Source organism: Virgibacillus proomii, from assembly GCF_900162615.1.
Taxonomy (GTDB): domain Bacteria; phylum Bacillota; class Bacilli; order Bacillales; family Amphibacillaceae; genus Virgibacillus; species Virgibacillus proomii.
The window spans coordinates 2,578,791-2,599,949 of record NZ_FUFN01000010.1; the positions used below are offsets into that span (position 1 = coordinate 2,578,791).

15 protein-coding genes, 1 pseudogene and 1 other annotated feature are annotated in these 21,159 nt (G+C 35.9%); of the genes and pseudogenes, 7 read left to right on the top strand and 9 right to left on the bottom strand.

The features are described from left to right. Positions 1-453: 453 nt before the first annotated feature. Positions 454-1,056 (top strand): 30S ribosomal protein S4, encoded by a 603-nt coding sequence (rpsD, locus tag BN1066_RS19425; RefSeq protein ID WP_077321373.1) that lies wholly within the window; start codon positions 454-456, stop codon positions 1,054-1,056. 1,070 nt (positions 1,057-2,126) lie between these two features. Here the strand turns inward: rpsD and BN1066_RS19430 are convergent. Both BN1066_RS19430 and BN1066_RS19435 read right to left on the bottom strand, forming a co-directional pair. Further along, on the bottom strand, positions 2,127-2,456 hold the full coding sequence (locus tag BN1066_RS19430; RefSeq protein ID WP_077321374.1) for a hypothetical protein: 330 nt from the start codon (positions 2,454-2,456) through the stop codon (positions 2,127-2,129). A 14-nt stretch (positions 2,457-2,470) separates the two neighbouring features. Further along, a complete protein-coding gene (locus tag BN1066_RS19435; protein ID WP_179104444.1) occupies positions 2,471-4,201 on the bottom strand; it encodes a T7SS effector LXG polymorphic toxin in 1,731 nt (576 codons plus the stop codon). 546 nt (positions 4,202-4,747) lie between these two features. Between BN1066_RS19435 and BN1066_RS20485 the strand changes: the two genes are divergently transcribed. After that, positions 4,748-4,894, top strand: a complete 147-nt coding sequence (locus tag BN1066_RS20485) for a VanZ family protein (protein WP_077321376.1) — start codon at positions 4,748-4,750, stop codon at positions 4,892-4,894. A 209-nt stretch (positions 4,895-5,103) separates the two neighbouring features. On the opposite strand, the gene BN1066_RS19445 is transcribed toward BN1066_RS20485, so the two are convergent. After that, entirely contained in the window at positions 5,104-6,204 is a 1,101-nt protein-coding gene (locus BN1066_RS19445; RefSeq protein WP_077321377.1) for a class II histone deacetylase, read from the bottom strand. Between the two features lie 975 nt (positions 6,205-7,179). On the opposite strand from BN1066_RS19445, the gene BN1066_RS19450 reads away from it, so the two are divergent. Continuing rightward, a complete protein-coding gene (locus tag BN1066_RS19450) occupies positions 7,180-7,593 on the top strand; it encodes a DUF4064 domain-containing protein (protein WP_077321378.1) in 414 nt (137 codons plus the stop codon). 317 nt (positions 7,594-7,910) lie between these two features. Here the strand turns inward: BN1066_RS19450 and BN1066_RS21385 are convergent. Both BN1066_RS21385 and tyrS read right to left on the bottom strand, forming a co-directional pair. Beyond that, a pseudogene (locus BN1066_RS21385) lies at positions 7,911-8,054 on the bottom strand (YxeA family protein); the annotation flags it as partial. Between the two features lie 728 nt (positions 8,055-8,782). Then, positions 8,783-10,048: a tyrosine--tRNA ligase gene (tyrS, locus tag BN1066_RS19460; protein ID WP_077321380.1), complete on the bottom strand. Its 1,266-nt coding sequence runs from the start codon at positions 10,046-10,048 to the stop codon at positions 8,783-8,785. Between the two features lie 663 nt (positions 10,049-10,711). Further along, positions 10,712-10,991: a binding site (T-box leader), on the bottom strand. A gap of 198 nt (positions 10,992-11,189) precedes the next feature. Between tyrS and BN1066_RS19465 the strand changes: the two genes are divergently transcribed. The 4 genes from BN1066_RS19465 (at position 11,190) to BN1066_RS19480 (ending at position 16,591) form a co-directional block, all read left to right on the top strand. After that, the gene (locus BN1066_RS19465) at positions 11,190-13,928 is read left to right on the top strand and encodes a transglycosylase domain-containing protein (RefSeq protein ID WP_245799859.1); all 2,739 of its coding nucleotides are present in this window, start codon (positions 11,190-11,192) and stop codon (positions 13,926-13,928) included. A gap of 185 nt (positions 13,929-14,113) precedes the next feature. Continuing rightward, entirely contained in the window at positions 14,114-14,767 is a 654-nt protein-coding gene (locus tag BN1066_RS19470) for a GNAT family N-acetyltransferase (protein ID WP_077321381.1), read from the top strand. 1 nt (position 14,768) lies between these two features. Then, positions 14,769-15,425, top strand: coding sequence for an acetoin utilization AcuB family protein (locus BN1066_RS19475; RefSeq protein ID WP_077321382.1), 657 nt, complete (start codon positions 14,769-14,771; stop codon positions 15,423-15,425). Continuing rightward, positions 15,422-16,591, top strand: a complete 1,170-nt coding sequence (locus BN1066_RS19480; RefSeq protein ID WP_077321383.1) for an acetoin utilization protein AcuC — start codon at positions 15,422-15,424, stop codon at positions 16,589-16,591. Before BN1066_RS19475 ends, BN1066_RS19480 begins: the two co-directional genes overlap by 4 nt. A 216-nt stretch (positions 16,592-16,807) precedes the next feature. Here the strand turns inward: BN1066_RS19480 and motS are convergent, their stop codons facing one another. The 4 genes from motS to BN1066_RS19500 all read right to left on the bottom strand — a co-directional run bounded on the left by motS (position 16,808) and on the right by BN1066_RS19500 (position 20,741). Then, positions 16,808-17,608: a flagellar motor protein MotS gene (gene motS, locus BN1066_RS19485; protein ID WP_077321384.1), complete on the bottom strand. Its 801-nt coding sequence runs from the start codon at positions 17,606-17,608 to the stop codon at positions 16,808-16,810. Further along, a complete protein-coding gene (motP, locus tag BN1066_RS19490) occupies positions 17,598-18,425 on the bottom strand; it encodes a flagellar motor protein MotP (RefSeq protein ID WP_077321385.1) in 828 nt (275 codons plus the stop codon). Before motP ends, motS begins: the two co-directional genes overlap by 11 nt. 60 nt (positions 18,426-18,485) lie before the next feature. Beyond that, positions 18,486-19,481, bottom strand: a complete 996-nt coding sequence (ccpA, locus tag BN1066_RS19495) for a catabolite control protein A (RefSeq protein ID WP_077321386.1) — start codon at positions 19,479-19,481, stop codon at positions 18,486-18,488. 189 nt (positions 19,482-19,670) lie between these two features. Beyond that, positions 19,671-20,741: a bifunctional 3-deoxy-7-phosphoheptulonate synthase/chorismate mutase gene (locus BN1066_RS19500; protein ID WP_077321387.1), complete on the bottom strand. Its 1,071-nt coding sequence runs from the start codon at positions 20,739-20,741 to the stop codon at positions 19,671-19,673. Positions 20,742-21,159 lie beyond the last annotated feature (418 nt).

The window sequence follows — 21,159 nt, forward strand, 5'->3', positions numbered from 1 at the left end:
GATGAGTCGCTGGGAAGTTGCTTGTCCTTAGCTTTTTCTTCAAGCGGTGTTGCTGGCGAAGTTTTACTAATCCTATCAACCTAAACCCACGCTGCTTTTAGATGCCATCTTGTAGCTTGAATTTTATATATATGAGCTATTAATATGGAATAAATAGCTTATTAAACTTATTATAACTTATGTAGGTCTTTTTTCCTATGCTTTAATTTATCGAAATCTATTTTCAATAAGTAGTTGACTTCTCTTTGTAAAAATTATATACTATTCGTTGTGTAAAATAATAAAGTAGCCTTAGTGATCTGGCGCTTGTAACCATGTTGTTCCTCTACTTCACAGAGGTGTATCGTGTAACTCTTAGCTGCTGGAGCGATGGTACATGAAAACAATATGAGCAAGTGTATAGAACACGCTCTTTTATTTTATACAAATAAAAGAAAAAGGAGGAAATGTCTTATGGCTCGCTATACTGGACCAATATGGAAAAAGTCACGTCGTCTTGGCATTTCATTAACCGGAACTGGTAAAGAATTAGATAAACGACCTTATGCACCAGGTCAACATGGACCAAATCAACGTAAGAAAATATCTGAATATGGTTTACAACAACAAGAAAAGCAAAAATTACGTTTTATGTATGGTTTAAATGAGCGTCAATTCCGTACGTTGTTTAACCGAGCAGGTAAAATGAAAGGTGTTCACGGTGAGAACTTCATGCTATTGCTTGAATCCCGTCTTGATAACCTTGTTTACCGCCTTGGCTTTGCTCGTACGCGTAGACAAGCTCGTCAGCTAGTTAACCATGGTCACATCACTGTTGATGGTGCTCGTGTTGATATTCCATCTTACTTGGTAAAACCCGGTCAAGTTATTGGCTTACGTGAAAAATCCAAGAACTTGGATATCGTTAAAGAAGCGCTCGAAGTGAATAATTTTGTTCCTGACTATTTAACACTAGATGAAAATAAATTAGAAGGAACATTCACTCGTTACGCAGAACGTGAAGAACTTCCTGCTGAAATTAACGAATCCTTAATCGTTGAGTTCTACTCACGTTAATATTTATATGACGCAGAGAATAACACTAAAAGCCTTAGAAATGTTGGTTTATCAATGTTTCAAGGCTTTTTTATTTTATGGCACTTTGCAGGATAATGCAGTAAAATGAATGTGTTTTCGGCTGATTTTTGGCCAATCAAATAAAGCGTGGGCAGACGCATATGAAGGAAAAACCTAACGGTTCAGCTGTTCAAGATACTCTATAATATGCTTTCTAAACCTCCTAAGGCCATAATCTTCTTTAGTCACATAAGGTGCATTTTTATCTTAATAGAACGTTTCGTTCATATACTCTATTTCTTCTCTATAAAATTCTAAAGCTGCAAGCAATTTATTTTCTAATTCTTTAATCGACATATATTTAATTCCCCCCTAAAAAATAAAACCCAGTTGCCACCTTTTTTTGTGTGCACACTTATTTCTTTGAATGCACCATTATTTCGTTCCCAACCACCGTCTTTTCCATGACTTTACCGCACCATATTTCTCGCTATATCTTTATACTTCATAGCCTTGTTGTAGTCTATCTCGGCTTTCTTATGTCTAGCTTCCATTTACATCAACACCCACCTCCGTATGTAATCGAGTTGTTTTGTAACTAAGAAAAAGTACTCTTTATTCTATTTCATCTCTTGCACTAACTGAGAACATCCCTAATAGCATTAATTGTTACATAAACAAGTCAAATTTTATTTTAATTTCTTTTCGAGTGTTAAAAATACCCTTCACAGGAAACCGCTTCATATTGGCTTATTTTTCGTTTTAAGAATGTATTGCAATATTTAACGTCTGGCTTAACAAAGCTATTATTCTATAAATTGTATTTGTCTTTTTCTAACTAAAATCTATTAACAAGTATTTCTTTATATATTTCTTTAATATATTTCTTTAGCGTTTTGACATTATATGAAGGAAAAATTTTTGCTGTCCTCTACGTAGAGGACAGCTAAGGTGTACTCTAATTAGGGTACAAACGAATGTTCCTATAATTATAAATAGAATTTATAAAAAAAAGAAAAACCTTGAAAGGCTTGCCCGATCAAGGTTTTATGTTAACTATGTTCTTATTTTTAGCTATCTCTTTTCCACACACATTGCCCGTTAGTTAAATAAACTGCACTTGGTGGGTCATCGTAGAGAGAGATTTCAACCAATGAACTTTTCTCTTGTCTTAACCAATTATATACACTACCTTCATTAGTAGGAGGATGCGATAAAATACGATTAACTTGAAATGCAACCGCATGATACTCTGTATAATTCTCATCATCATCATCTAGACCATTATCTGTCTCGAAAAGTGTATCTGGTTCACCAAGAATTTTCAATCCACTCTCCCATTCTATTATTAGTTCACCACCATTATTTTTTAATGCATCTATTAAAGGATCATATCCCATACATATCCTCCTTTTTACTTTCTAAGTGGTTCTGAAGGTACAATATGAGCGCCACTCTTACTATAATGTATCATTCCTCTAGTAGTATTTGTATATTTGCCAGTGTCCATATCATAATACTTCCCTATTACTTGATCAAATTCTACTCTTTCTTTATTTTTGTTAATCGAAGTTCCCTTCCCTGCAAACTTATCGAGCAGTTCCTGTGCTGTTTTATTATCCCCATAGAGGATACTCTTATTTTTCCCATTTGCTAATTCTTGTTTATAGTTTGGAGTATTAGGAATATGCTTCTCCTGAGCACCTGACTTTACTTTAACTGGAAATCCATTTACTTCACGATAAGGTCCTACAGGTACTGATTTCTTTCCATAAGAAGGTACTCTATTCTCCGTACCCTTAACTTTCTTTACTGTCTGCTTACCCTTATCCGCAAATTTAATAACTCCGCCAGCTTTAACTAGCTTTAAAACTTTACCATGGGGGATAATAGAAGCACCTGCTATTACTCTATCCATTGTAGAAGCCTTTGGATCCATTACCGTTTTGACATCATCCAACACAACAAAGTCTAAAGCCTCTTTGGAAGCTTTTAAGCCAGCTTTTCCAGTCTTATATCCTGCTAAACCTACATGTAAACCTGCTTTGACAATCCCATCAGTAGCCTTTTCTAACCAGCTTTTTTCCGGTTCTTTTGGCTTATGTCGATTCGCTGGAATCGTACGAACCAGTTTAAAATTTATGCCTGTTTCTGATTTAAACTTCCGCACTTTCCTACCATCAGCTAAGGTGTAATAAACTCCTTGTCTTACTCCCTTGTAATCCGAAACCTTTACTTTTGAAACAATTAGATGCTCGATGGTTGAAAACTCACTTGCAGTTAAACTATCCCCCGTTGCTGCTAAATTAGCATGTATAGCCCGATAGCTGTAATCCATTGTTTTCAGTCCAAAATGTTTCTGCATATAGTTAATCGGAATCGCTGCTAGTGGGATAAACTTAGAAAATAACCGTTTGCCAAGCTCCCCCATGATCACTTCTAAATCGATGGCATTTTTTCCAGCCTTTTTCATAAGACCTTGCATCAGCTTTTGATGAATCTTTTGATCAGCTATCTTTCTCGCCTGATACGTTGCAATATTTATCTGGCCGCTGTTTCCCAGCTTTCTAATTTGGCTTACATAGTTTTTCATGGTATGAAGATCTTGTTCCACAGGCTCGAGCTTAGCTGTATGATGTCGATCAAATAGATACAGCTTTTCAATGGTCTGGTGTGTCATTTTCTTTGCGTGTTGTACTTTATCCAGGAACTCCCCATCATCTAAATCCCTAACATCAATAATATCTCTGACCGATCGGAGGACGGCATTTGCCTCATCGGTTAGCATCATTGCCATATGCTCTGCCCGTTTAAGTCCTCGTTGAACACCGCCGGCAAGAAAGTCCTCTCGAATAACGCCATTCCTGTCAGGTTCCAGTTCATCAATGGATTGTTTTATTTCTCGTAATGTATTCGAATAATGATCAATAAAACCCTCCAGGAACAACAGAAACGGCTGGTGTACCTCTTTGTAAAAGGTTCGAATAGAATTAGCTGTCTTCCCTTTAAACGCATCCTCCAAAGCTATAATGCCCTCTATGCTTTTCTGGATGTTTTTGATTTGTGTATGTATTTGTTCTAGCTGTGCCAATGTTTTGTCGATAAGGCGATAACATTCCCTTACATACAGCGCCTTGATTGACATCTCCTCCCATCTTAGTTGAAATTCAATTGCCTCCTTTAATTGCATTATACTAAAAGTGCAAAATTTATTGAATTGTTTATGAGGAGAATAAAAATACCACCTCCCCGTAACTGGTTATAGGAGGTGGTTTTGTTGGGGAGAGAATAATGCCAAGATATTAAATCGAAAGTTATAAATGTAATTAGTATGTCAATCATCTTTTTTAAACGTATCCAAAGTATAATTTAATCTATTCATTAGATAGATATCATTTTATTGTTTTTTAATTGTTATAGGGTTAGTATGTTGTATAGTGCAGAGTTTTTCTACCTCAAGGAGGTTAATTTTGGGTTTAAATAAAGAGAATTATCTTAAACAAAAAGCGAGGAACAATATTAGTGATTCTGTATTTGTTGGCTGTAGCTTGGATTATTCTTTTCAAATTTTACCTTAGTATTAGCAACTTTTTTTCTTTCGTAGACAGTCGGTTACGTAACATTAATTTAATTCCATTCAAAGAATCCGTTATATCTTTACTAACGATAGTTAGTAAAAAATACAGGTGTAATGAAAAAACTAGGATATATATTTCTCTTCAGTTTAAGCTTAGAGGTTTGTCAGTATATATTTGGTTTAGGAGCAACAGATATAACAGATATAGTTACTAATGGTACTGGAGGTTTTTTTAGGGGCTTATTATTTACACTTTTTTAAGAAAAATATTTATAGAAGAAAAACTAGATCGTATTTCAACAATTCTAGGATCAACTTTAGTTGGATTGGCGATTATTTTTATTTTAGTTTTAATTCTTGTTAAAAAAATGAATATTGGCCTCATTTAAGCTGCCTTCCTTTTTCTTCTTGAATATTTACAACATTATATTCCACAACTATTTTTATAGATACTAACAGTTATAGTTCCTTCATAAATCCCAATATTTTTTCTGGATATTTACTACTTTATCGACCGCTTCGATTTGATTTGGATATAGTGGTCCTTCATGATAACCCAAATCAAATGGATCGGCTATTCCACTAGTTTTTCCAGAGAGGGCTTCTAAAACCCTAAGTGTACAAAATGGAACATATGCAGTGCTGTACCCGCCTTCATGACAAGCAACTAACCTTCCGTTACAATGCTTTTCTGCAAGTCGTTTTATACTTAGTGCCATATCGTAAAATCCTGATGCGGTTACAAGCATACGTCCCAAAGGATCAAAACGGCTCGGATCCTGACCTGCTGATATGAAGATAAATTCCGGTTGAAACTGATCTATTATTGGCTCAACAACTTGTTCAAACGTGTATCGATATCCTTCATTACCTGTTCCCGCTGGTAATTCAATATTAACGTTAAAGCCCTCTCCTTCTCCTTCACCTGTATATGTAATTCCTCCACGGTTTTTCGGAAAAGTATTCTCTTGATGAATAGAAATAAAAAGCACGTTAGGATCCGTACGGAAAGCACTCTCTGTTCCGTTCCCATGATGTACATCCCAATCTAAAATTAAAATTCGGTTTGTACCATACTTTTTGCGCAAATATTTTGCACCAATTGCAACATTGTTAAACAAGCAAAAACCCATTCCTTTTTCGAATTCAGCATGATGACCAGGAGGACGAATGAGAGCATATACATTTTTCACCTCTTCTGTCATTACAGCGTCAACGGCAGTTAGCACGCCCCCAGCTGACAATAAGGCAATTTCGTATGAATTTGGACCAACAAGCGCACGTACTCCTGCATCTCCACCACCTGTTTCACTTAGTTGCTTGATCCGTTCAATATATGTTTGTTCATGATTCATTTCGATTTCCCGTGGTGTAGCTGATCTAGGTTCAATCTGCTGAAGCTGTTTGATAAATTTCGAGCGCTCAAGTAAATTTTTAACACGTCGTTTCGTTTCTGGATTTTCAGCATGTATATCCTCTTGAATCCAACCACCGGCACTCAGATTTAATGCCCCGTTTCCAGTTTGATGCCAAAAATAACTTTCATCACAAATAAACCCTGTATGTTTCATCGCAACCCCTCCGTTTTTCACGAATTTACGTAGAAATGTATCATTCCGACAGCTGCTTTAATATTAGATTAGTAGTTATTATAGGTTAAAATAAATAGATAAAATTGTAAATACAATTTAAAAAATAACAAATATTATCTATACAGTCAACTCTATTATTTAGTAATCATGATTTTCGTCTTAAAAAAATCACAGTAGCCACTTATCTTTACCACAGCCATAAATTAGTATTAAATAAGCAAAATTAACATTTTTCATTTCTTGGAAATAAAAATTCTTGATCTAACCACTGACTTTTCTGGTACATGGGTGTTGACCAAGAATTAAAAGTTTTATTTTTCATTTCACACGTAAACACATGAAGGAGATCCCAACTCATTCATTCCCTTTTAAACACCAACTCTATTTATTTAATTTTTTTGTTCCTTACACCACATCACCAGGGTTAACAGTTCATTCATTAGCGCAGTATGACTCTAGAATACTTCCATTGATGCTAGACAGTCGACAAAGAATACGTTTACAAAATAACTTCGAATGCCTGTAACTTACTGTATGAATTGGTAACAAGCGAATACTTCATTAAATATAAGTTTGAAAGCACCAGTCATAGAATAACAATAGTATGGTTGTTCAATAGACCAGGCGGTTTGATTATGAATAAAAACCTAAAATTTTTCCCCTTGCAATTTATTTTTTTGAAACCAAGTAATTTTTAATTCGTATATAAGGTATATGTGAAAACATCTTACTAACTAGGGAGGTGAATCCGTTATTTCTATAGTGAACCATATTTAATTTAGAAATAGAAAAATTTACTAAATTTTTCTAGCTTTACATACAAGAATATGATAAATTAGTAACATATTTGCCTATTCTCTACATAAGTTTTAAAGGGAATCAGTTGTTTTGTAATTATTTAAATATTCTTTATTCAGGCAGGCGAATATACATTTTTTAATTGGAGGTATTAAAATGAAACGTACTGGTGAAATAATCTTTACGGTTATTGGGATGGTAATCTTTGGTTTAATGGTATTGGGAACGGCCAGCTTTCTATTTGCTGATAATGCTGCAGTAGAACAGCTAATAGAAGAGGTCATGCAAGAAGAGCAAGAAACTAACTTAAGTGCTGAAGAGGTCACTGTTGCTCTTGAAAGTGGAGCTACGACTTTATTAATTGTATCAATTGTTGGCATTGTTTTAGGAGGAATTTCTATCTTTTTACTGATAGGAAATAAAAAACCAAAAATTGCTGCGATTATACTGCTTATTACCGCAGTATTAGGTACTGTGCTAACAGCGTTTTTTGGACTTTTTGCCGGTGCTGCCTATTTAATTGCAGGTATCATAGCCCTCGTGCGTAAAGAGAAGCAAATGATAGCGTAATTTTTTCTTATCAGCCCATGAGTAAACTTGTTTTATATCAAGCAAGAACTACATTTATAAGCTACGGGAAGTAAGCATCTTTAGTTGGTTACTTCCCTTAATGACGTAATTTGGAATCCGTATATTAATTAATTCTGCTTTATCAGCATATTATTTTAAAACTCCTATTAAGAGGATGTCCAAAAAGCCTTCGGAAATAACATATCGGATTTTTTCACTGAAATGGATGGAATTTCATGGTAGAATCCAAATGATCATGTTCAACTGTATAAACCCTTCTGTTCCAAATTATGCCAGCTTGAACTTACCGATTCTTTTTAACTTTTTTGGACATTCTCTTTAACCTTATGTGGTAATTCATCAAATTGTACTTCTTTTCGAGAGTCTACATATGTTTGCTTTGGCAAAACCTTTAAATACGCATCCTTTTTCAGCTGTTTACTGCCTGTAAATGTTACTTCACGTTTTTTCCCGCCTTATCATAACCAGTTAAACGGTATTTTAATCTCCTATATCAAGTTACTTTTCTAGTTCATTCATTTTAACCAAATATTTGTTTTAGACAGGAAAGGTTCAGCTTATGAGCAAGGGTTCTTCAGTTTGTACGTACTTTTGTTCTAATCTTAAAATATTGATAAGATGCCTAAAGAGGTACTATCCATGTGTTTTTCTATACTATAGTAAAAAGATGAAGTGTTGCTTCATTTAAGAAGTACTTTTCTCTCTGAATCATAGATCAAAGACAAAGTTTACAGTCTCCTTATCGCGAAGTATCGTTGCCAGAGTTTTTGTACATCAAAGAAGTTTTTCTTATCCTTGAAAAACCGCGATGCGTCGCTACTGAGGCATTTCTGTCCTGTCTCCCAAACGAACCAGCATTTAGCCCTTTTAGCTCCCACTTTTTTCTTCGTATTCTCTATAACTCCTGAAGTACCCCTTCAAGCAAGATAAAGAAAACATGCCTCTAAAACAGGGGTGCGGACACCTGAGCGGCAAGCCCACTTTTCGTCGGGCTTCTTTTAGATTCGAGCCGATGTTGACTTATCGTAAAATATATGATCGAAATTTGTACGGATTGGGAGCGCTCAATTTAAAAAATATCAATATGTAAAAAGAATACAGAATATAATTTCCTAGACTATAAAAACCAGGGAAGCATTCCAGGCTCCCCTACGCTTTTTCACTGTTTTTAAAATGTGATTAGAAAATACTTTTTCTTCCCTCTTCGTATTACTGTAAAGGTTTCCTCAATTCTATCCTCTGCTTGCAGCGTATATTGTGTATCCTGTTGACGGTCACCATTAATGTAAATCGCACCATTTGTAATATCTTCCCGTGCTTGTCTTTTCGATGGAGAAATATTTGCTTGAACCAGTAAATCAACTAAACCAATATCTTTTGTTTCAACCTTAAAGGTAGGAACATCTTTAAAGCCTTGCTTAATATCACTGGCAGATAGCTCTTTAATATCCCCACTGAATAAAGAAGCTGATATTTTTTGTGCTTGTTTTAAAGCTTCTTCGTTATGAACCATTCGTGTCATCTCTTCTGCTAATCGACGATGGGCAACACGTTTTTCTGGACGTGTTTTTATTTCATTTTCTAATTTAGCTAGTTCTTCTTCTGAGATAAACGTAAAGTAACGGAGAAACTTTATAACATCTCGGTCGTCTGTATTTAACCAGAATTGATAGAATTCATACGGTGATGTTTTTTCTGGATCAAGCCAAATTGCTCCTCCCGCAGTTTTTCCGAACTTGGTTCCATCTGCTTTCGTAATTAAAGGAACAGTTAAACCAAATACATTTGTTTCCTCGCCTTCTTTTCGAGTACGACGAATTAATTCCATCCCAGCAGTAATATTACCCCATTGGTCACTTCCGCCAATTTGTAATGTGCAGCCCTCTTCTTCATATAACTTCAAGTAATCAAGTGATTGTAAAATCATGTAACTAAATTCTGTGTAGGAAATACCTTGTTCAATCCGTGCTGATACTGACTCCTTTGCCAGCATATAGTTAATACTGAAATGTTTACCAGCATCCCTTAGAAAATCAATAATCGTCATACTAGCCAACCAATCATGGTTATTTCTTGCAACAACTGGATTTTCACCCTTGCCAAACTCAAGGATACGGGCAATCTGTTGTTTAATCTTTTCACTATACCCTTTTACAACTTCGCTTTCATTTAAAGAGCGTTCTGTATTTCTTCCACTTGGATCACCTATCATTCCCGTTCCTCCACCAATAAGAGCAATTGGTTTATGACCAGCCTTTTGGAAGCGTTTCAGCATAATAATCGGTACTAAATGTCCAATATGTAAGCTATCTGCTGTCGGATCGAATCCACAATATAATGTTACTTCATTTTCAGCAAGATGCTTTTCTAAACCCTCACGATCAGTTACTTGATTAATTAAACCTCTAGTTTCTAAGTCCTGTAAAATATCCATTTTACTGCCTCCATTACATACAGTTTTTTAACTTATTTATCATTTAAGTCTCCTAACCATATACAAAACTACATCTGTATATTAGAAAACTCGGCTAGCACAAGCCGCTGGTGAAGTTAAGCTGCTAGTTACACTTATAAAACAATTAAGCTTCAAATAAACCTCTGGCAAAAATGTACTCTCTTGACACATAACTATAAAAACTTGGCTTGTCGCAAGTCTTTTTGGCAAAAGCTATCGTTTTTCTTATACGATAAAGTGAAACTTCATTCCGTAGGAGTTTTCTTCCCTCTCCTACTGAATGTTAGTACCACAAGGGTATGACCTAAAGGCCCTTGAACCAATCGGGTATTTAGGTGCCGTTTTCTCCCAATTTGACCCTTTGTATCAATTCAGGACTTGAAGTGGGAAACTTACGGCACCTTACATGCGGGATAAAGTGAAACTTCATTCCGTGAAATGCTTTTTACACGGAATGTTAGTACCACAAGGGTATGACCTAAAGGCCCTTGAACCAATCGGGCATTTAGGTGCCGTTTTCTCCCAATTTGACTCTTTTGTATCAATTCAGGACTTGAAGTGGGAAACTTACGGCACCTTACATGCGGGATAAAGCCTAAAGTTTTATACTTTCCTATAGTACAAAAAAACTCCTCCCCTCAAAAAAGGGACGAGCTTACTTTTACACGCGGTACCACCCTTGTTGCAATATGAATTGCCACTTGGTATTGATAACGGTGTTTCCACCGTTTCTTTATCTAAGAAGTATTGAGGTTAATACAAAAAAAGCGCCATAGACACTCTTGTATTTAATATAACTTCTTTGATAACAGAAAATGCTCCAGAATGTAATTCGTTTTACAAATATGACATAGCTTGCACCATCCGCTAGTTCTCTGAAACAGGGATTTGTAAAACTACTTCGTTCCTTCTTAGCAGTAAATGTCCTATTAGTATATATCTATACCATATCTTTTTTGTAAAAGCAATATGTAAAAGCAATAACAAAACAATAATTTATTATCGAACAGATTACGGATTATGCTATAATAAGAAAGAATTTAGGAGGGTAGATATGAATTGGAAAGAAAGACTCCGTACGTATATAAATAAATGGAAACCCCGTATGCAAGTGGAAAATATGTCTTTTCAATCTTTCCTTGCAAAATGGCAAGAGTTATGGAAAGCAGGTAAAATTCAACGTGTTTCACGAATATCCTATAACGTTATTTGGAATATTATTTTATTTTTTCTAATTGTAGGTTTAATTGCCTGTTTTTTTGTAGTTGGTATCGGAGCTGGTTACTTTGCTTCTCTTGTAAAGGACGAACCGGTACGATCTTTTGCCGCTATGAAGCAAGATATTTACAACTACGAGGAAACATCCAAGCTGTATTTTGCTGGAGGTACATATATCGGAAATTTACAATCAGATCTTTACCGCGAAGAAACAACGCTGGATAAAATCTCACCAGCTTTAACTGACGCGGTAATTGCAACGGAAGATGAGTATTTCAAAGAGCATAATGGAGTAGTGCCTAAAGCAATTTTACGGGCCATTTTACAGGAAGTGCTTAACACAGAGACAAAAACAGGAGGAAGCACATTAACCCAACAGCTTATTAAAAACCAAATTTTAACCGATGAAGTATCTTTTGAACGAAAAGCAAAGGAAATTCTACTTGCGTTGCGTTTAGAACGCTTTTTTGAAAAAGATGAAATATTAGAAGCTTATTTAAATATTGTTCCCTATGGCAGAGACGCCTCCGGAAATAATATTGCTGGTGTAGAAACAGCGTCTCAAGGAATATTTGGTATTTCGGCAAACGAACTTAGTCTTCCTCAAGCTGCTTACTTAGCAGGGTTGCCGCAAAGCCCATCTGCTTATACACCATTTAAAAATGATGGTAGTTTAAAAAGTAAAGAGCATTTGCAATTAGGAATCAATCGGATGAAATTCGTTTTAAAACGAATGTATGAATCCAACGATATAACTAAAAAAGAATATGATGAAGCAATTAACTACGATATTACAAAAGACTTTACTAAAGGTTCAGTATCTCCTATCGAAAAATACCCTTATTTAACCTTTGAAGTTGAAGCAAGGGCGTCTGAAATACTTATGAAACAGCTTGCCAAAAAAGATGGCTATACGATGAAGGATTTACAGAAAAATGCCGACTTAAAAAAAGAATACCGTGAAAAAGCTGACCGTGATTTGCGAGTAAATGGGTATCATATTCACACTACAATTAATAAAGATATATATGACGCGATGCAGAAAGTAGCAAAAGAATTTCCATACTACGGTCCAGATCGAACATTTTTAAAAAAGGATCCAGAAACTGGAGAAACAAAAGAAGTAACAGAAAAAGTACAATCAGGAAGTGTGTTAATTGAAAATAGCACTGGACGAATTATCAGTTTTGTTGGCGGACGCGGCTATTCTGAAGAAAATTCGATTAACTATGCTTCAAATCAAGTAGCACGTTCAAATGGAAGTACCATTAAACCTTTATTGGATTATGCTCCAGCAATGGAAGAAGGAATGATTCAGCCTGGAAGTGTGCTTGCAGACTATCCAAAATCGTTACCTGGTTGGCAACCCGGTAAACCAAGCAACTATGGCGGAGGAAACTATGGATTAGTTTCGGCAAGAACAGCGCTAGCATATTCCTATAATATTCCAGCTGCTGAAATCTATTCAAAAATCATCCATTTAAATCCAGCGAAAAAGTATTTAGAAAAAATGGGATTTACGACATTAACAGAAAATGATTATACAAATCCTTCCTTATCTATTGGAACAATGAACGCTACCATTGAGGAGAATGTCAACGCTTTTGCTACATTCGGTAACAATGGAAAATTTGCTGATGCCTATTTGATTGATAAAATCACCACGAAAGATGGGAAAGTTATTTACGAGCATAAAACAAAGCCGGTAACTGTGTTTTCACCACAAACGACTTATTTAACTGTTGATATGATGCGTGATGTTCTTACAAATGGAACGGCTGTTTATGCTAATTCCCAATTAAAATACCGTGGTGTCGATTGGGCTGGTAAAACCGGTACATCAGAAGATTATCATGACGCTTGGTTCGTAGCAACAAATCCAAATGTGACGTTTGGAACATGGATAGGTTATAACACTCCTTACCCATTAAACAATGCAAACATGTCCTTAACATACAGCCAAAGAAATATTAAATTATGGGCTGAGTTAATCAATCGAGCAACAGATGTTGACCCTAAATTACTGGCGCCATCTGCTCCATTTAAACGCCCAGAAGGAATTGTACAACGCAGCTATTGTGCAATATCAGGTTTACTTCCATCTAAACTTTGTCAAAAAGCAGGGTTAGTTAAAACAGATCTATTTAACAGCAAGTATGTGCCGACCAAAGTTGATGATAGCTTGATCTCAACAAGTTATGGGTTTGCCTTTAATCCAGAATTTTTAAAGCGCAAAGGCTATGATAAATTAAGTGATCTAAGCATTTTATTTCCACGCACAGAAAGAGAGAAATGGGAAAGAATTGGTCGTAAAACAAATGCTTCTAATCATAACAAGAATCAGATGGAACGCAGCAAAAGAAAAAAGCAAACTACTAATCCACCGATTAAACAGCATCAACCTGTTAAAAAAGATGTTCAAAAAAGGAAACAGCAAACGAATGAACATGAAAAACCAAAACAACAGGAGTTAAAGCAAGAAGAGCAAAAACAACAAGAACAAAAGAAACAAGAGCAAAAACAACAAGAGGAGCAAAACCAGACAGAGCAACCTAAGGAAAAACCAAATAAAGAGACTGAGGAAAACACCAACACAAATGGAGAAGTAAATAAAGAAGATAATGTAACTAATAATAATTAATTTTCTATAAGCTTGCGATTGGATTCGCAAGCTTATATATTTTAAGTAAAACAAACTACATTGTGTAATTGATATTATGATAATTAGAAATATTTGTTAGAAAGACTTCACAGCTCTTACTAAAAATTCTGACCTTGTTGTTGTATAATTAAATGTAAGCGTATTACATGACAGGTGGTGGGCCGATGAAACATGAAAAAAAGTATCATTCAATGAAAAAAGAGACAAAGAAAGGAACTATTATTATTGAAGGTCCTTTAGCGGCTGAGGAATTAAAAAAGTATAACTTTCACAAAGATTTAACGGCATTTCGTCCAGCTCCAAAACAATTCGAAGCTATTATTAATATCTCTACATTCCCCGAAGGACGTATTATTGCAGCTAGGACCAGTAACACCATCATAGGGTATGTGACATATTTACATCCTGATTCGTTGGAACGCTGGTCGGAATTTGAAATGGAAGAATTAATTGAACTTGGAGCCATTGAAGTTATACCGGAATATCGTGGGGAACATATTGCCTCTAGCTTATTAGAAGTATCCATGATGGATAAATTTATGGAAAACTACATTATTATTTCAACGGAATATTATTGGCATTGGGACTTAAACGGCACAAAGTTAAGCATTTGGGAGTATCGAAAAGTAATGGAAAAGATGATGGCTGCTGGTGGCCTAGATCCAGCACCTACGGATGATCCGGAAATTATTTCACATCCGGCTAATTGCTTAATGGTACGAATTGGTAAAAATGTTTCGGAAGAGTCGGTAAAACGTTTTGATACATTGCGTTTCTTAGGTCGACATAAATATAGCAATTTGCAGGAGGGGTTTTAATATGCTTGTCGAAGAAATTATGAAAACAGAGGTAATTACTCTACCTCCTACTGCAACGATTAAACAGGCATTGTACTTGTTAAATAAGCATAAGATCCGTCATATTCCTATTATAAATGAGCACCATCAAGTAATAGGAATTGTCTCGGATCGAGATGTTCGTGATGCTAGTCCATCTATTTTTGAAACAGATGATTCTAATCCGGCTGAGTTAGAGCACGAAATTCAGACAATTATGAGCCACCCTGTAGTCACGATCCATCCTTTAGATTTTGTCGAGGAAATAGCCAAGATCTTTTACGATAAAGAGATTGCCTGCTTACCTGTGGTAAGAGAAAAAAACAGGTTAGTGGGTATCGTTACAGAAAAGGATATGCTATATACGATGATTCAATTAACAGGAACTCATGTCCAAAGCTCACATATTGAAATGAAAGTACCAGATCGTCCAGGAATTCTACCAGAAGTAACAGCAATATTTGGTAAAAGGAAAACAAATATTGTTTCTGTGCTCGTCTATCCGTATAAAGACGACGCCGATTATAAGGTATTGGTCATCCGTATTCAAACAATGAATCCACTTCCAGTTATTCAAGATCTTCGAGAGGCTGATTATGAACTCCTTTACCCTAATAATACGGTGGGGTTGAACCAATGACATGTACAGCTAAGTATATATTTTCTGAAGATTTGCTTCATTATCACTTTCATAAAGACCATCCTTTTAATCAAAAACGAGTGTTGTTAACAACAGAGCTATTACAATATGCTGGTCTACTCAATGATAGCGATATTGTACCTCCACGAAAAGCGACCGATGAAGAAATTAAACTTTTCCATGATCACGCCTATGTTGAAGCTGTAAAACGTGCTAGTAAGCAGTCCTTACCAGAGCAAGAGGCTGTTGAGTTTGGCTTGGGAACAGAGGATACCCCCATATTTCCAGATATGCATCATGCATCAGCCTTCCTTGTCGGAGGGACGTTAACTGCTGTAGATGAGGTCTTAAGCGGACGTGCTATGCATGCATCTAATCTTGGCGGTGGTCTTCATCATGGATTTAAACGCAAAGCCTCGGGTTTTTGTATTTATAATGATGGCGCAATAGCGATACGGTATATACGGGAAAAATATAACCTGCGTGTCTTATATGTAGATACTGATGCCCATCATGGTGATGGTGTTCAATGGGCTTTTTATGATGACCCTAACGTTTGTACTTTCTCAATTCATGAAACAGGGAGATATTTATTTCCGGGAACAGGAAATGTTAATGAACGAGGAATTAAAAAAGGGCATGGATACTCATTTAACCTTCCAATTGACGCATTTACAGAAGATGAATCTTTTCTTCATGTTTTCACCACTGCATTAAAAGAAATTGCAGCGTTTTTTAAACCAGATATTATTGTTTCTCAAAATGGCGCAGATGCCCATTGCTATGATCCATTATCACATTTATGCTGTACAATGACTATCTATGAAACAATTCCCCAGTTAGCTCATCAATTGGCACATCAATATTGTAATGGAAAATGGATTGCACTTGGTGGAGGTGGCTATGATATGTGGAGAGTTGCTCCAAGAGCTTGGGCACAAGTATGGAATGTAATGCATCTGGGGCTACCTGCAAGTGGGCCATTACCCGAAGAATGGATAAGCAAGTGGAGGGAGAAAAGCCCTGTTGCTTTACCTACTTATTGGGAAGATGATCCAAGCATTGTACCTTCGATACCGAGAAAAGAAGAAATATCCGAAAAAAACGATATCTCCTTACGTCAGTTACTTAAATATACGACATTGAATACTCCAGCTGATAAATAATAGCAAACTTATTGTATTACATAGGCCATACTACAGCTGTTCCTCTAGATCTTTGATTGTTTTTTAAAGATCTAGAGGAACATTTTGCTAAGGAAACGATATCCGTTTCTACATAGTGAATCTATCGTGACAAACAAAAATGGTTTACCGTCAACCTATCAAGTTTTAAAAAATGTAAAAAAGGATACCATTGTTATAATTAGTATCCTTTTCTTATTACTCCTTGTTTTTCTCATTATTTGCTTTACTATCTTCCAAAATTATGATTTCTACTCTGCGATTTTTACTCCAATTGGCTGGAGTAGTATTAGGAGCTACTGGCTGTGTATCAGCGTAACCGACTGAAGAAAACCGTGATTTATCAAAGTCATTCTTTTCTAATAAGTAACGGATTACACTACCGGCTCTTGCTCCTGATAACTCCCAATTAGAAGGATATCTGTAATTAGAAATTGGTCGACTGTCTGTATGACCTTCTACGTGAACAGGATTAGGAATATTATGTAACAAAGAGCTTACTTTATTTAAAAACGGTTTAGCTGATTCTAAAATAGTTGCATCTCCGGAATCAAATAAAATACTATCCTGTAAAACAAGCTCTACCCCTTGATCGGTACGAGTTGCTGTGATCACATTATTCAACTCATTTTCATCCAAATATGCTTCGACTTCCTGCAGCAATTGATCGAGTGAAGAAACGTCAGCATCAGCTTTCTCATCTCGAGCTGTGTTATCATCAAGCTGTGTTGGTGTCTCAAATTCATTGGATTGTTTCCCACTTTCTTCATCGCTTGAATGCTCCGTAGGATGATCCATTGGGACGGCTGATGGATAGAAGTCAAAAATCATCCGATTACGAAATGATTCAGAAATAGCTTCAAACTTTACCAAATCGATTTGAGACATAGAGAATAACAACACGAAGAAAACTAAAATAAGTGTAACCATATCTGAGTAGGTGACCATCCATTTAGGAGCACCTTTTTTCTCAGATCTTCTAATTTCTCTACGCCTCATGGAAGCTCTCCTCCACAAACTCAGCATGTTGTTCAGAAGTTTGCTTTGCTTTTACCTCATTAGAAAGGAAAGCACTTAATTTTTCTTCTAATATTCTCGGATTTTGTCCTGATTGTACTCCAATGACTCCTTCAATAATAACTTGTTTAATAAACACCTCTTCTTCGGTTTTACTTTCTAATTTACTCGCCATTGGAATAAACACTAGATTAGAAAGAACCGTACCATAAAGTGTCGTAAGCAAGGCTACAGCCATACTTGGGCCTAGGCTGGCTGGATCTTGTAAGCTATTGAGCATAAGTACAAGCCCTACCAGTGTCCCTATCATTCCCCAAGAAGGTGCATATTCGCCTGCTTTTTCAATTAACTGTCGACCTCGATAATGTCTATCCTCCACCGCAATTATTTCTGCTTCCAGAATATCCTTGATAACCTCAGGTTCTATACCGTCTACTGCAAGCAGAATGCCTTTTTTAATGAATGGGTCTTTCACTTCTTCCAATTCATTTTCTAAAGCGAGTATCCCCTCACGTCTAGCACGTTCTGACAAATGGACAAACAACTCAATTAATTGCGGTAGCTGCTGATCATTTTTATGAAAAGCTTCACTTAGTACTTTTCTTGTAAGCTTAATCTGTTCAAATTTAAAGTTTATTAGCATCGAAGCGATTAAGCCACCAATAACAATAAAAATCGATGACAGATCCAAGAATAAATTTGCTGCTTCCGAAGTGCTGCTATTTGTTAAAATAGCAAGCATAATCATTATAAAACCCATGGTAATGCCGAAAGGAGTTAATATATCGCGTTTTCTCATGGCTCTCTCTCCTCAAGAATAGAAATAATTGATCTCTATCTTTTATATCGGCAAACTAATTTATTTTGTTGAGTTTCTTTTTTCGATTCGATGTGGTAATACAACCTTTTTATCTTGAACTTCTTCTTTATTCATATACTTTGTTAACAATCGCATAGCCACTGCACCAATATCATACATTGGTTGTACAATTGTCGTTAATGTTGGACGTACCATTGTTGCTAAGCGTGTATTATCAAAACCAAATACTTCTATATCATCAGGAATGTGATAGCCTTTGTCCTGTAAACCATGAATAACGCCTAATGCCATTTCATCTGAAGCAACAAAAATAGCAGATGGTTTTTTGTTCTCGTCTATTAACTGGTTTACTGCTTCAATTCCGGAATTATACGAATAATCTCCTTTTACAATTAGTGACTCATCAACGCTAAGTGATGCTTCACTTAAGGCACGAGCATAACCTTTATATTTCAATTGATTAATATGTGTTTCTTCTAACCCAGAAACAAATGCGATAACTTCATTTCCTTGTTCAATTAAATAATTTGTAGCCTCATATGCTGCTTGCTCATAATCGATGTTTACTGATGGCATTTCATGATTATCATCATACGTTGCTGCCAATACAACAGGTACGGAAGAGCTTTTAAATTGTTTAATATGCTGTTCCGTGATATTTCCGCCCATGAAAATAATACCATCAACTTGCTTTTCCAGCATCGTGTTAATCAATTGAATCTCTTTATCCTCATTTTGATCGGAATTACTTAAGATCATATTGTATTTATACATCGTCGCAATATCCTCTATACCTCTTGCTAACTCAGCAAAAAAGATACTTGAGATATCTGGAATGATTGCTCCGACAGTCGTTGTTTTCTTACTAGCCAGACCTCTAGCCACAGCATTAGGCCGATAGCCTAATCTTTCAATGGTTGCTAACACCTTTTTTCTTGTTGTTGGTTTCACATTTGGATTCCCATTCACTACCCGGGAAACCGTAGCCATTGACACGTTTGCCTCTCTTGCTACATCATATATTGTAACATTCATACATTTTCCTCCTAAAATTGTAGTTATAGATATCGTTCTCCATTTTCTATATAATACTCTACAATGAAAGATTTTTCAAAGCAAAAAAGGCCAAGACTTATAATTGAGCCTTAGCTTTTCTATTCTGAATATTCCGGTAATAACGGTTGTGTAGTAAAAATTCTCTCTCTGTAGATTTATAATACCTGCTTATTTCATGCGCTCGGTCATATCCTTCATCTGTTCCATGAACTGATGGAAGGTTGGGATATCCATTTGCTGAGCTGAGTCAGATAATGCAACCGCAGGATCCGGATGCACTTCTGCCATGACTCCATCAGCCCCAATTGCAATTGCCGCCTTTGCAGTTGGTAAAAGTAAATCTCTTCTTCCTGTAGAATGAGTTACATCAACCATTACAGGTAAATGGGTTTCTTGTTTTAAAATCGGAACTGCGGAAATATCAAGCGTATTTCTGGTTGCTCGTTCATATGTTCTGATACCTCGTTCACACAATATAATATTTGGATTACCTCGAGAAATAATATATTCTGCTGCATTGATAAATTCAGAAATCGTTGCCGACAATCCACGTTTCAAAAGTACAGGTTTATCTACCTCACCAGCGGCTTTTAATAATTCAAAGTTTTGCATGTTTCGTGCACCGATTTGAATAACGTCTACATAGTCGAGTGCTAACTCAATATGAGCTGGATTTACTATTTCACTAACCACTGCTAAATCATGTTCTTTTGCAGCTTTTTTTAATATTTCTAATCCCTCAACACCTAAGCCTTGGAAATCATACGGTGATGTTCTCGGTTTAAATGCACCTCCACGTAGTAATTTCACCCCATTTTCCTTGACCGCTTTTGCAACTGCAGCTACTTGCTCGTAACTTTCAACCGCACAAGGACCCATTACAAACTGGACATTGCCATCCCCAACTACGGCATCATTTATATGAATCACCGTATTTTCTGGTTTTTTCTTTCTGGATACGAGTAGTGCTTTGCGATGATCATCCTCTTGTAATTCTAAGCTAGCTTTAAAAATTTCTTTAAAGATATGTTCAATAGTTGCATTTTCAAATGCACCATCATTACTTGAAGTTATTTTGTCGAGCATATCTCTCTCACGCACAGGGTCAAATCGCTTCATACTTTGTTTCGCTTTGATGTCTCCGATTTGCTGCACTAACTTAGCTCGTTCATTAATTAATTCCAGGATCTGCAGGTTAACTTCATCCAAACGATCCCTGACTTGGTCAAGCTTACTCATCTTCTATTCCCCCTACGCCTAGGATTTTTAATAATTAGTGAATATTATAGCTAATTATTTTTTCTTTGTCGATAAAAATGTCAATTTCATGTATAATAATGCGTATTCATAGCCGAAAGCTATTATACTGTTAAACTAGTTGCTCAAAAGTGAAACTGTATACAAAAGGAAGTGCTTTTCTCCATGCAAATGCTAGCTGAACCGCTTAGTTAATTAATTGCATGCTCTTATTCACATTACACAAAGCCTTGATGCAGAAAAATTTACGGAAGCATAGATACGGGGTAAAGTGAGACTACACTCCCAGGTAAATCTTTTGTAGTGGAAGAAGGTCAAAGGCAATCTTTTGAATTGGACGAATAATAAACTTAGCAGATTTAATATTTTATAGACAATTGTTTTATAATATATGTGTAAT